The sequence below is a fragment of the Arthrobacter livingstonensis genome (assembly GCF_003219815.1).
Classification (GTDB): Bacteria; Actinomycetota; Actinomycetes; order Actinomycetales; family Micrococcaceae; genus Specibacter; species Specibacter livingstonensis.
Genome location: NZ_QJVD01000032.1, coordinates 24,136 through 36,505 on the forward strand (window position 1 = coordinate 24,136; position 12,370 = coordinate 36,505).

Genomic DNA, 12,370 nt, shown 5'->3' on the forward strand with positions numbered 1-12,370 from the left:
CCTAAATTGATGCCAGATCACTCTGGACACCCTCTGTTAACTGGGGGAAATTGTTACTTAGGGAGCTTTATTCCAGAGACAGTCATGAGGGGGACGCTATGGACAAGTTAGTTCTTGGCGGTTTGTTGTTCGGTGACCGTGACTGGTGCTTTGGACGGGCTCACGACCAGGCCGGCTCGCGCGAAGGCTGCATCACGAAACTGTGGCCAATGTGAATGACATCGTGGTCGTCGAAGACGAGCCCATCCTTGCCAGACTCCTTGGCCGGATCCTCAGTGGGGCGGGCCACAAGGCTACCGTGGCTGGTACGGTGGCGGGCGCACTAGCGGCTATCCGCACAGTTGACCCGGAACTGATCCTCCTCGACCTCATCCTGCCCGATGGACGTGGCGAGGACGTCCTCGCCGAACTAATGCGATCCCGACCAGCCAGTCGAGTTCTGGTGCTGTCATCAATGACGCAGCTCGCGACCAGGGTCGGTGTTTTAGAGGGCGGTGCGGTGGATTTCTTAGCCAAACCCTTCGCCAACGCCGAGCTGCTTGCACGCGTCAACGCCCGTATCCGAACCACCGCCGCCTCGGTAAATGTCCCACGATACCTGCACAGGGCCGGCATCGAGATCGATGTGCAGCAGCGGGAACTGGTGGTGGACGGACGCCACATTCCGCTGACCCAGCGGGAGTTCGTGCTCCTGGCCTACCTCCTTCAGCGGGCGCCGGAGCCGTGTACCCGCACCGAGCTGCTTGAGCGGGTCTGGGGAACCAGATTTGACGCAGGAACGAACCTCGTCGACGTCTGCGTGCGCCGGCTGCGATCCAAATTGTCCAACGATAAAATTGAAACGGTGCGCAATGTCGGCTATCGGATCGCGAGTTAAGGCAGTCCTCACCGCCGCGTGGGTGGTGTTCGCGGGAGTGAACTGCTACCTCACCTTCGTGCTGCCCGGCAACGAAACCATCCCCTTTCACCTCGTCTGGGCAAGTTTCGCACTGCTTTACGGACTGTTCCCGTGGCCCCGACGTGCTACCTGGGTAGTCTTTGCCGTACTCACGATGGTGACCGGTGCCGCCCTGCTTCGTCATGCACTTGCGGGAACCATAGCGTGGGAAGAATGTAGCGAGATCATCCTCATGGGAGGCATCATCGCGCTGTTAATTTGGCACGTCAACCGGCAGTGGACCGCACAGTCCCGCCTCCAGGCACTGCAGAAGGCGGACCGTCACCGCAGCCAACAGCGGGAGAACGCTGCCCGCTTTGGTTCGCACGAGGTACGCACGCGGCTCACTATTGCCAGGGGCTACGCGCAACTCATTGCCGACCAATCCGCCGAGCCCACGGTGCGCGAGGACGCCGAACTGGTGGTAGCTGAACTCGTGAAGGCTTCGGCACTGGCGACTAACTTGCTCACACTGGTCCGGGTCGTGGAGCCGTCGGCCACCGAGCCGGTAGACGTTGACAGGATGCTGGCCGAAAGCCGGCGTCGATGGGCGGTTGCTGCTGATCGAATCTGGAGTTCCCGAAGTACGGTCGGCAGTATGCAGGGCGACAACGAGCGGCTAGAGGCCATACTGGACTGCCTGCTCGAGAACGCGGTCAGATTTACCGGTCCGGCAGACGCCATCTCGATGACGGCCGAGGCACAGGGGAACGAGTTGCTGCTGACCGTCACTGATACTGGAACGGGCATCCCTGCCGCCGATCTCGAGACCATTTTTGAGACCTTCAGGACCGGGTCAACCGCAGGCGATAGGGCCGGGAGTGGGCTGGGCTTGGCCATCGTCAAGGCCGCCACAGAAGCCCGCGGCGGGACAGTCTCAGTGGTCAGCTCGGTTGGCCAAGGCACTTCCTTCACCTTGCGATTACCCTTCCATCCGCTGCGGCCGAGCCCCTGTGGAGAATCCATCCCCGAAGAGGTCGACAGGGATCCCTTCGCTGAATCGGCCGCCATCCGTAGGTGATGTGGTTGCGGCTGGAGCATCAGGGAAATCTCGGTGCGGCACCATTCCAGCCACTCACAGCATCATTTCGCCGCGACCACATCAAAGATGGCTGCTGGTTGTTCAAGTTCATTGATGCGGACGGCGACCGTGACCTTCCATGTGCCACGGACAGGCAGCACGATCTCGGCACGGTAGCTTGCCGGCAAATCTCCGGACTCGACCGTGGCACTCAACGGTCCGATGCTCAAGTTTGGCTCCGCCACGCTGACCTGCGGCATGCTGAGCGGGACGAGGGGAGTGCCCCCGACATCGGTGAGATTGAAGGTCAGCACATTGTCCCCCGCAGTACCCGGGCTGAACTGGCCCGCGAGGTGGCCTGTACCGAGCTCGGCTTGCACTTGGGCCTGCACCGGGACGGGGATGTGGTCCGCACGCGGGTTCTGCAACGTCAGGGCACAGGTGAGACCGATGACCAGCACTACCCCTACTGCCTCCAGACGGATCGCGAAGCTTAGACGGTTCCAAGCCTTATTCCTGATTCTCTCTCGAGCCAAGCGGGGGAGAAGCCCGTAGCGGTTCCACGCCGCAAGTCCTCCTATTGCGGCGACCATGGTCAGCTTGGCTAGCAGCAACCACCCATAAGAACTACCCACGAGCGTTGCCACTGACCCGACCATCACCACGGCGAGTATGGTCCCGGTGATACCCAACAGCAGAACAGTCCCACCAGCCAGTGTGGAGAATCTGTTCACGATGAGGGCGGCCTCGGCTGCGTCGCCCTTCCGCCGTCGCGCACGAGTCAGGAAGAGGATCAGTCCAAGAAGACCCCCGAGCCAAACGGCTGCCGTTGCGGCATGCACCAGGTCCGAGCCCACCACCAGCCAGCCGGGCCCGAAAGTTCGAGTGTGGCCCACGGGAAGCACCGAAACCAGCGCCACTGCGGCGCCCGCGGTGCCAGCCCAGAAACCCGCCCGCCCAGGAAACCTCGGACGCAAAAGCATCAATACGACTCCAGAAAATGCGAAGACCAGGGTCGCCGCCGCACCCCCGAGCCAAGCAGAGGTGACGATGGCGGGATCAGTGAGTCCAACGAGAGTCGAACCCCGTTCCCGAACAGCCGTGACAGGCACCAGCAGGAAGTAGGTACCTGTGGCGAACAACGCAGCCACCCACTGCAGACGAGGCGCAGTTGGGGTGCAACGGGCTACGAACACGTCGAAAACTGTGAGCCCCACGAGGGAGAACAGAGAAAGATATCCAACAGCGTTGAGCACTCCGTACAGGATGTCGACCCCTGCGCCATTGTTCTTTACGAGCACCGGGCCCGAGCTGCTCGCCTGTCCCACAGTGAACGATAGGACCCCAGAGACAGGGTGCGAGTCATTGGAAATGACCCGCCAACTCAGCGTGTAGCTGCCGTCGGGAAGGTTCGAGGGCACGGTGGCGGTGACAGCCTCATCCAACTGCTCAGCTGAGAGAGTGCGGTCACCGCCGTTTCCGTCATAGAGTCTGAAACCGTCCGGCACAAGGCCCACTGGTTCGCCGAAAACCAGCTCAATCGTGCGCGGCGCGGTAGCCAACACCGCTCCGTCGCCAGGAGTGGTGGATACCAGCCCGGCATGGGCGAAAGACGGGGTGGCCGGTAATACCAGCAGCAGCGCCAGAGCCGCCAACAACAGGCTGCATAACCAGCGGGCCAGGAGTTTGTGGTTCTGGTAGTTCACGTTCCGGCCTGCGGATGATGTACTAATCCTCACCATCGTCTCCTTGTCCTGTGTCACGGTACCTGAACAAATCCGGGCATGCCCCCGCCCGGGCTATGGGCCCGGGCGGGGGCATCACTTGCTGGAGGTACTAGTTGCCTGTCGTAAAGCTCCACGTGAGGAGAACCAACGGGTTGCCAGCGGTGTCCTTGATTCCGCTGCTGAGGGTCAGAGTGTATTTAGTGTTGGCCAACAAGGTGCCCGTTGGATTTAGCGTTGCCACCCTGGTTGTGCTGGAGTAGCTAACCGCCGAGGCAAACACGGCGCCGTTCGAAGCACGCTTGATCGTGAAGTTCCCGCTTGCCGCGGCTGCACCCGGCAGGCCGGTGATCGCTTCGCTAAAAGTTGCGGTGATGTTCGCCGTTCTGCTGACCCTAGTGGCGTTGACCGCCGGGTTGGTGACGGTGACCGTCGGAACGGGACCGGTGGTGAAGGTCCACGTCTTGGTGGTGAGAGGGTTGCCGGCCACGTCCTTGACAGCGTTGCTGAGAGTTAGCGTGTACGTGCGGTCACTGACCAAAGGAGCGTTGGAGGTCAGTGTGGCGACCCTGGTGGTGGCGTTGTACGTCACCTTCGAGGCGATGGTTGCCGTCCCCAGCTTCAAGGTGAAGTTAGGGGTGCCGGCTGCCGTGGTGGGCAGCCCGGTGACGGCCTCGCTGAACGTAGCACTCAGCGGGGTGGGCCTGGCCGCGGTCCCGAGTCCGACGCCGGTGGCTCCGGCGGCGGGGTTCGTGGCGGTGACCGTCGGAACGGGACCGGTGGTGAAGGTCCACGTTGTTGCTGCCAGGGAACCGCCCGACGTGCTCTTGATGGCAGTGGTCAACGAGAGCGTGTAGGGCTTGTCCGGCGTCAGTGTCGACGTCGGCGTAAGGGTTGCCGTGCGGGTCGCAGCATTGAAGGTCACCGAGGCTGGAAGGGTCGCGGCGCCCTGCTTCAACGTGAACGTGGTGTTGCTGACGCCGGTGACGGCTTCGTTGAACGTGACCGTCGGGCGGATATTGCTCGCCACACCCATCGCCCCGGGTACGGGGTTCTGGCTGGTCACCTTCGGGATGGTGGCAACGGGGGTGGCTGTGAGCACAGGCGCCGAAACCGTGTTTCCGGCCGCGTTCCAGGCCGTCACCCTGTATGCGTATTGTCCGGTACCGGCTGTCTTGTCGGTGTAGGTCGTGATGTTCGCCAGAGTTGTGGCTATCTGGGCGTACGTGCCGGCCGTGCCGTTGGCCAGTGGGGCACGCTCAATCTTGTAGCCGATCTCGTTCTTCGCATTACCCCAGGTCGTGGGATCCGCGATCAACACCGGCGTCCCGTCAGTCCAGCTCAACAGCACGTCATTCGCCGGTCTGGTGAAGCTCACTACAGAAGCGTCGGCCAGGGTGCGGGGGGTGCTGACCACGATGGGTCGCATCATGTCCATCTCCTCGTGGCTGAGGATGTGGCAGTGCCAGACGTATTCCCAGCCGAAGTTGGTCATGTCGTTGCTGATTGGATCGATCGGGTTGCCGGTGGTGTCGGTGTTGTTGAACCCTGCCTCGTACCCGTTCACGCCGGTGATCGAGCCCTTGGCACCCAGAGGCATCATCGGGTTCAGTGGCCGGTTGCTGTCAGGGACCGCGAACGGTAGCTTCGGCAGGATGGGGCGGACCGCCACGATGGTGTCCTCCAGCGGACTGACACGCACGGTGTCCTTCCACCCGATTTCTGTGGGTTCAGGCGGGATGATGATGTTGTCCCAGGTGACCCTGTTCAACAGCTGCACGTCATTGAGGTGGAAGTGCAGCGGGTGGGTGTCCACACCGTTGTGTGTGATCTTCCAGATTTGCGTGCCGTCGGCGTTGGTTGATATGGGTGTGACCTTGAGGCTGTTGGTCCCCTTGGTTCCGTCCAGTTTTTCCGTGGCCGGGTTCACATACGGGTAGAGGATGATGTTTTGCAGCAGCGGTGTTGCTCCTGGCGCCTCCAACCCGATGTTGCCGCTCATGCGCCCCCACTCGTCAAAGTTTGCCGCGTTCATCTCATCGTGGACGCTTTTGCCCTCGATGGGAACGCTGAGCTGGGGGCCAGCCAGGGTGTCGAACTTGAACTGCTCGCCTCCTTGTTCGGCGATGCGGGCGAAGCCGTCGCATTTGGCGGCGGGGGTGACGGCTGCGTTGCAGTACCCGCCGCGGACGAAGCTCGTTCCGTAGGCCTGGTTGTACGCGGACTGCCCAACCACGATGGGGTTCTGACTGGACTCAAAAACTCCGGCGGGGTTGCCGGCCGCGTCGGTGTGGTGATCGAACGCCGCCATCAGCTTGCCCATCTGGTCGGCCGTGGTGTTCGGCCGGTCGAATGCCAGCGCAGGCGCTGCGTTGGATACCCTAACCTGCATGACCGAGCGGGTGTCGGGACCATAGCCGGGCAGTGTCGTGGGAGCGCCTGCCGGGGACATGTCCGGTCCGCCCGTGTAGTAGTCGTAGCCGGGGATCCGGCCTGGAAAGGCCGCCGGTGCGTCGTTGTACAGAATCAGCGTCTTCCCCCTGTAGGCGGAGAAGTCGACGATCACGTCGGCACGTTCTGCGGGGGCGAGGAGCAGCGAATGCTGGTCGACGTTGCCGACATCGAACCTGGTGGCGTCGGTGATGAAGGTTGTCTCATGGGCGGGAACCACTGCGGGTGTCGGCAGGAAGCCGCCCTCGTTGCCGATCTGGATCCAGTCAGGGCCCTTGGGGCTCTTTGCGGTGTCCGGGGTCGGCATGACGACCGGGTCGGTCTGTGCCAGGGAGAGCTCGCTTGCCTTCAGCGCAACCTCAGTGCCGGTTGCGGGGTCGGCGACGTACCAGGAAAGGTTCCAGAACCTGTCGTCGGAGCCGTTGAGGATCCGGAACCGGTAGGACTTGGGGTCCATGGTCGTCGTGGGGTAGGCAGTGCCGTTCACAACAGGCGTGTCGTGGAAGGCTTCCATGCCCACCGAGTTGTTGGGTGTGGACGGGATCAGGGCAGGCTCGCAGAAGTCAGCCACGTTCGCGTCGCAGGCGGGGTCGTAGTAGGGGTTGGCCATGGGCGGGTACTTGGCGTCCTTGGCCGGCGGCCAGAACCACGGGCCGTAGAACCAGCGGCCGAATGCGCTCATGCCGCTGGGGTCGCCAGGGTTCTGCGCGGGCATGTAGACGTGTGGCTGCCAGAGGTTGCCCTCGCCGCCCCACTTCTTCGCGTCCCAGGTCGGGTCGAGCTGGGCCATCCGTATCGCGCTAGGCACGAAGGTCTTGTCCTGGATGGTCAGCTGGGTCCCCATGCCGAGCCCTTCAAGGGCTCCGCCGGGTGCCATCAGCTTCTGCTCGGCGTCGTCAGTGATCATGTAGCCGGCTTCCTCACCGGCGTACACGTTGAGCCGTGTGATGCCCCACGAATGGTCGTGGTAGAACATCATCCGGGCGCTCTGCTGGTTTGTGTAGAAGAAGGTCTCAGCACCGGGGCCGGGATCCGGCATGTCAGGGACGTTGCTGACGCTGACACCCTTCGGGTAGGCAGTGTTCTCACCGGTGGGGGTGACCCACTGGTGTGGTGTGCCGTCGCTGATCCACGGGGTGATGCCGCCATGTAGGTGCAAGGTGGCCCGGTTCTCCGAGTAGCACGTGGCCGGCTTCGGCGTTTCCCCGCACATCGGGTTGCGGACGCCGTCAAGGACGCTTCCCTGGTCCTTCGCCATGTCCTCCGGAACCTTCGTTACGGGGTCGAGCGTCATCATGTCTGGGCCGGCACCTGCACCCATCACCGAGGTGTCGACCGGCAGGAACAGGTCGCCATCCACACCGGTGGGGAGGAGATTGCGGAACAGAACGCGGACGGGCTTGTTCTTCGTGGCCATGATGGTCGGCCCGAGGTAGTGCGGGTTGTCCACGCCGTTGAAGCTGATGGGGCTGTCGGGGATGGCCGGGTCAACATTGGCGTTGCCGAGGGCCACTTTTTTGCCCGGGACGACGCTGGTTGAGAGCTGGACGTAACCGCGGAGGAGAGTCGCAGGCAGGTCGCGATGGAACTTCATCCGGTATTGCACAACCGCGATTTCGTAGTAGTCGGTACCGGGGTAGGTGGTGGTGTCGGGCACCGCAACCGGGATGTATTGGCCCAGGTCGTTGGCGTTGACCTCGCCCTGACCCGGCAGCGTGTCGACGAACTTCTTGATCCCGGGCGTGAGGTATCCGGCACCGGGGGTGGTCACCACAATCTCGGTGACCGAGCCTTTGACAGCCACTTTGGCAGTTCCGCTGGCACCCTTGTCGGCCTTGCCCACGGTGTCAGCAATGGTCACTGCTGGTGCTGAGAGGTAGCCCGCACCACCGCTGATCATGTCGATCCGGGTGACGCCGATGGTGGCCACAACGCTGGCCCACACGGTGGGATTGGTCTTGCTGGCGTCCGTGACGGTCACTATCGGAGCCGAAGTGTAGCCACTGCCGGCGATCGCAATTTCGACGCCGCTGACCACGCCATTGGCGTCCATTGTTGCGCTGGCAGTGGCCTGCACGCCGTCCGCGAGGTCAGGCTTGGAGATGTTCACCAACGGCTGGGCAGTATAACCCTTGCCTCCATCGGTCAGTTTCAAGTCATCGACTGTCCCGCTGGCGAGTGCCTGTGCCTCCGAGCCCGCAGCAGGGGTGCCGCCTGCCAGGGTCACTGTGGGTGCGGTGAAGCCGAAACCCGTCTCGTTGACGTCGATACCGGTAATGACGCCCGTGGCGATCTTGGCGGTGGCCTTGGCCACCGCGGTGGGAGTTACTCCGGCAGTCGTGATTGCCACCGTGGGCGGGACCGCGTAGCCGGCGCCTGGGCTAGTTACTGTCACACCCGAGATGGCGCCCGTCTTGGGGTCAACCGAGGCTGTTGCCTCGGCGCCCGTGCCCGGGTCGGTGATGGTCGGCGTGACGTCTGCCCCGAAGGAATAGGTGCGGTCGTGGGAGAAGTCCGGATAGTTCGTGGCTCCAAGCTTGACCGTGGAGTCCTTGGCCGGAACAACGTTGGCGGCCATCCCCGGGTCACCGCTGGCCGGTGTGCTCAGGGTGTCGCCATTGGCCGGAACTCCGGTGTCAACCGGAATCCCTTGCCCGTAAAAGCCGATCACGTCATCTTTCTGCACTGTCACCGGCGGTACGGCATAGGTTGCGACCTCTCCGGTGGGCACGGCCGGTGTTGGCACCGTCAGGGGGTCGCTGGCGAATACGACGGTGTATTCGCCCGCAGTGCCGGTGGGTCGTAGCACCAGCGCGTGGAAGAAGTTGCCAGCCGACGTGGTGGGACTCCCTCCAGCCGTGCCCTGGTTCCAGCTCTGGAAGTCGTGGAGAGTGCCAGCTGGCAGCTTGGTGTGGTCAAGGACGGCCAACACCGGGCCCAAGGTGCCATTTGGCTTCGCGTAGTCGGTGGCGTATCTACGCTCGGTCAGCGGGTTGCCGTAGAGGACCGGGGTGGGGGTCCCGGCGCCGATTGTCACCATTGCGTCTGCCAACGTCTGTGGGCTGTTTGCCCAGTTGGGGTAGGGGCCGAAGTAGTGTGGCACCTTCGTGGAGTCGGTGGTGCTTGAAGGGACCGCGGCCCCGGCCGCATCGGGTCCGGAGAAGCTGTTGGGCCCGCCCAGCGGTCCGATGCTGCTGATGAGCAGTGCGAACGACAAAATGATGGCCGGTCTGCTCAATCTGCGTCTCGGGGCCCGGCGGAAGGGGTGGGTGGCAGGTGTTTGCATGATGATTCCCCTAACAAACGGAGCGCGGGATTCCGGGCTCTACGTGACGAGTGTCACCCTGTATTGCCCGTAATGGGCGATTTATGACATAACTGTCATCTGGCTTCGGACGTTCGGTAGGCAGAACTTTGCCTGGATCAGGCTTGCAAGATGCCAATCAACTCTGCTTCGACCTATGGGCATGACGTTGTGTCTGCTGGATTTATGTGGATAAGGTGTCAGGCGCAGGTATCCCCGTTCGGGCCTGTCGCCGCTATTTTTGTGTTTTCTGCACGAGTGGCCGCATGGGTAGGCGTATCCCCGCATATTTCAAAGCACCCGCAGGGACTGAAAAGGGCTCTCCTGACCCACACTTACGTCAGGAGAGCCTCTTAAGTCTCAATGAGGGTTAACTTCTTCACCCCTGGGGGTGAATTTTCCTGACCTATAGTGGGGGAATGGACAGCCTTCGAATCGCACTGGTGGATGACTACGAGATCGTCCTTCGAGGGCTGGAGATGATGCTCCGTTCCTACGGGGACACCCTTGAGGTCGTCGAACTTGACCTCAATCGCAATGTGGACAAACCCGTGGATCTCACCCTCTACGACACGTTTGCCGCGACTCCAGGTGACGGCAAGGAGGTGAACGAACTGGCAAGCAACCCACTTGCCGGCAAGGTAGTTATCTATTCGTGGGACCTGAATGAGGCCCGGGTCAAGGCGGCGCTGGCCAATGGCGCCAGCGGATACCTGTCCAAGGGCCTGCCTGCGGCACGCTTGGTCCGCGCAATCCACGAGATCCACCGGGGGGAAGGCCAGGTATTCCAGGGACCCGGTCACCAGGCGAAGACGAGCCTGGGCGATTGGCCCGGCCGTGAAGAGGGCCTGACGCAACGGGAGGCAGAAGTGCTTGCCCTCATCACCCAAGGCCTGAACAATGCCGAGATTGCCGACAGGGCCCGGCTATCAGTGAACACCGTCAAGACGTTCATCCGCAGCTGCTACCGCCGTATTGGCGTAACGAACCGCTCCAACGCCATTCTCTGGGGCCTCGAGCATGGATTCTTTCCAGACCACAAACGGGTTCGACCGCGACAGTGAATCGGCTCCTAATACGCCGCGGGCTCGGGCCGGGACCATGGTGCCGGATATTAAGACTGTATGCTCGGAGGGATGGTGGATGGAGTAGGTGATCGGTAGGGGAACGGGTACCGGGACACGGATCACCATAGATCAGTCGGCAGCGTCAGCGCTCCGGGTCCATCCCCGGGATCGCCCACCGCCTGCGCGTTCACATGTAGCCTGTTCTGCACTGCTGGACCGTCCGGACGTGGACTGCTGGACGTTCAGTGGTCCAGGGTGCTGCCCGGCAGCCGGATGCAAAAGCATGCGCCGGCGTCGTCGGAGGCTGCCGGCTCCACCGTGAGCCGCAGTCCCAGTCGCTGCGCCAACCGGGCGCCGATGGAGAGACCCAGCCCGCTGCCAACCGGCCGCTGGCCAGCATAGTGGCGGTAAAGCACGCCCCGTTCGAACGCCACCGCGGCGTCCTGGGAGGTCAGATTGGGACCGTTGTCCCGCACCTCAACTGCGACGACGTCGGGCAGGCCGGCCGGGGCTGGCGTCGAATACTCCAACCTGCCTCAATCACCAGGGGTTTTCCTGCCGGCGTCACCCGCAGCGCATTCCCCACGAGCGCGTCGATGATCTGCCGCAACCGCTGCCCGTCCGTGGTGACGGAAACGGCATCGCCGCCTGCAGGCAGGTTAATTTGAAGCGGTACGCCGGCTTGGGTGGCGGCACCCTCACGTTTGAAGAGCACCGCGCTTTCTGGACCTGGGCCATGGTCGAAGTGCTGCGACATACCGGCATTCGCATCGAGGAACTTTGCGAACTCTCGCACCACAGCCTGATCCAATACCGACTGCCCGACACCGGCGCACTAATTCCCCTGCTGCAAATAGCCCCCTCCAAGACCGACGCCGAACGAATACTGGTCATCTCCCCCGAACTTGCCGACGTCCTTTCCCAGATAGTTTCCCGGATCCGTGCCGGCCAACCCCACGTGCCAGCTGTAGTCTCCTACGACAAGAACGAACGCGTCTACAATCCGCCACTGCCCCTGCTGTTCCAATGGCGCCGACGCCTGGAAAACCGGGCCGTCTCCGAAGCCGCCCTGCGCCACTACCTCGACCACGCGCTGGACGGGATCGGGTTCAAGGACGGTGGCGGGAATCCGCTGCGCTACACCTTCCACGATTTCCGCCGGCTCTTCATCACCGATGCGATCATGCACGGCATGCCACCACACCTCGCCCAACTGGTCGCCGGCCACCGCGACATCAACACAACAATGGGCTACAACTCCGTTTATCCCGAGGAAGTCATCAAAGGCCACCGGGAATTCATTGCCCGCCGCCGATCCCTACGGCCGGCCCAGGAATACCGCACCCCCACCGACGAGGAATGGGCCGAGTTCATCGGCCACTTCGAACACCGCAAGGTCGCCGTGGGTGACTGCGGACGCTCCTACGACACACCCTGCATCCACGAGCACAGCTGCCTGCGCTGCCCGCTACTGCGGCCCGATCCACGGCCAGGCCACGGTTGATCCAGATCCGCGACAATCTCATCGACCGAATCAAGGAAGCCGAGTCCCACCGCTGGCTCGGGGAAGCCGAGGGCCTGAAAGTCAGCCTCGCCGGCGCCCGCGCCAAACTGACCGAAATGGATCAAATCACCGCCCGCCGCACCACCACCCAACTCGGCATGCCCACCTTCACTGAGGCTGCCGGCCGGACCAACATCCAATAAAACCATGAAGAAGAAAGCTCGCAATGACACCGGATAGCATTGAAATTCTTAGTTCGGAGAAGACGCCCGAGACGCGGCCATCATTGCTGAAGCAGCCCGGACCCTGCCGCACACGCTGCGTTCCATTGTCGTCGCCGACGAGCAGGCCGCCGAGCTGTC

Annotated in this window: 8 protein-coding genes; 5 read left to right on the forward strand and 3 right to left on the reverse strand. The window is 62.7% G+C overall.

Going from position 1 to position 12,370, the window contains the following annotated elements; genetic code table 11:
* Window positions 1-211: 211 nt before the first annotated feature.
* Complete coding sequence (locus tag CVV68_RS19930) at window positions 212-877, forward strand: response regulator transcription factor (RefSeq protein ID WP_211320930.1); 666 nt, start codon at window positions 212-214, stop codon at window positions 875-877.
* A complete protein-coding gene (locus tag CVV68_RS19935) occupies window positions 852-1,958 on the forward strand; it encodes a sensor histidine kinase (protein ID WP_110502746.1) in 1,107 nt (368 codons plus the stop codon). The genes CVV68_RS19930 and CVV68_RS19935 overlap by 26 nt, the downstream gene beginning before the upstream one ends.
* Window positions 1,959-2,020: 62 nt before the next feature.
* On the opposite strand, the gene CVV68_RS19940 is transcribed toward CVV68_RS19935, so the two are convergent.
* Both CVV68_RS19940 and CVV68_RS19945 read right to left on the reverse strand, forming a co-directional pair.
* Window positions 2,021-3,697, reverse strand: a complete 1,677-nt coding sequence (locus CVV68_RS19940; RefSeq protein WP_170133264.1) for a copper resistance CopC/CopD family protein — start codon at window positions 3,695-3,697, stop codon at window positions 2,021-2,023.
* A 97-nt stretch (window positions 3,698-3,794) separates the two neighbouring features.
* Window positions 3,795-9,419, reverse strand: coding sequence for an Ig-like domain-containing protein (locus CVV68_RS19945; RefSeq protein ID WP_146238973.1), 5,625 nt, complete (start codon window positions 9,417-9,419; stop codon window positions 3,795-3,797).
* A 437-nt stretch (window positions 9,420-9,856) separates the two neighbouring features.
* Here CVV68_RS19945 and CVV68_RS19950 point away from each other — a divergent pair, with 437 nt between their 5' ends.
* On the forward strand, window positions 9,857-10,501 hold the full coding sequence (locus CVV68_RS19950; RefSeq protein WP_110502749.1) for a response regulator transcription factor: 645 nt from the start codon (window positions 9,857-9,859) through the stop codon (window positions 10,499-10,501).
* A gap of 245 nt (window positions 10,502-10,746) precedes the next feature.
* Here CVV68_RS19950 and CVV68_RS24010 read toward each other — a convergent pair whose 3' ends face one another.
* On the reverse strand, window positions 10,747-11,034 hold the full coding sequence (locus CVV68_RS24010) for an ATP-binding protein (protein ID WP_211320931.1): 288 nt from the start codon (window positions 11,032-11,034) through the stop codon (window positions 10,747-10,749).
* A 134-nt stretch (window positions 11,035-11,168) separates the two neighbouring features.
* On the opposite strand from CVV68_RS24010, the gene CVV68_RS19960 reads away from it, so the two are divergent.
* Entirely contained in the window at window positions 11,169-12,008 is an 840-nt protein-coding gene (locus CVV68_RS19960; protein ID WP_211320932.1) for a tyrosine-type recombinase/integrase, read from the forward strand.
* Window positions 12,005-12,211, forward strand: coding sequence for a hypothetical protein (locus tag CVV68_RS24015; protein ID WP_211320933.1), 207 nt, complete (start codon window positions 12,005-12,007; stop codon window positions 12,209-12,211). Before CVV68_RS19960 ends, CVV68_RS24015 begins: the two co-directional genes overlap by 4 nt.
* Window positions 12,212-12,370 lie beyond the last annotated feature (159 nt).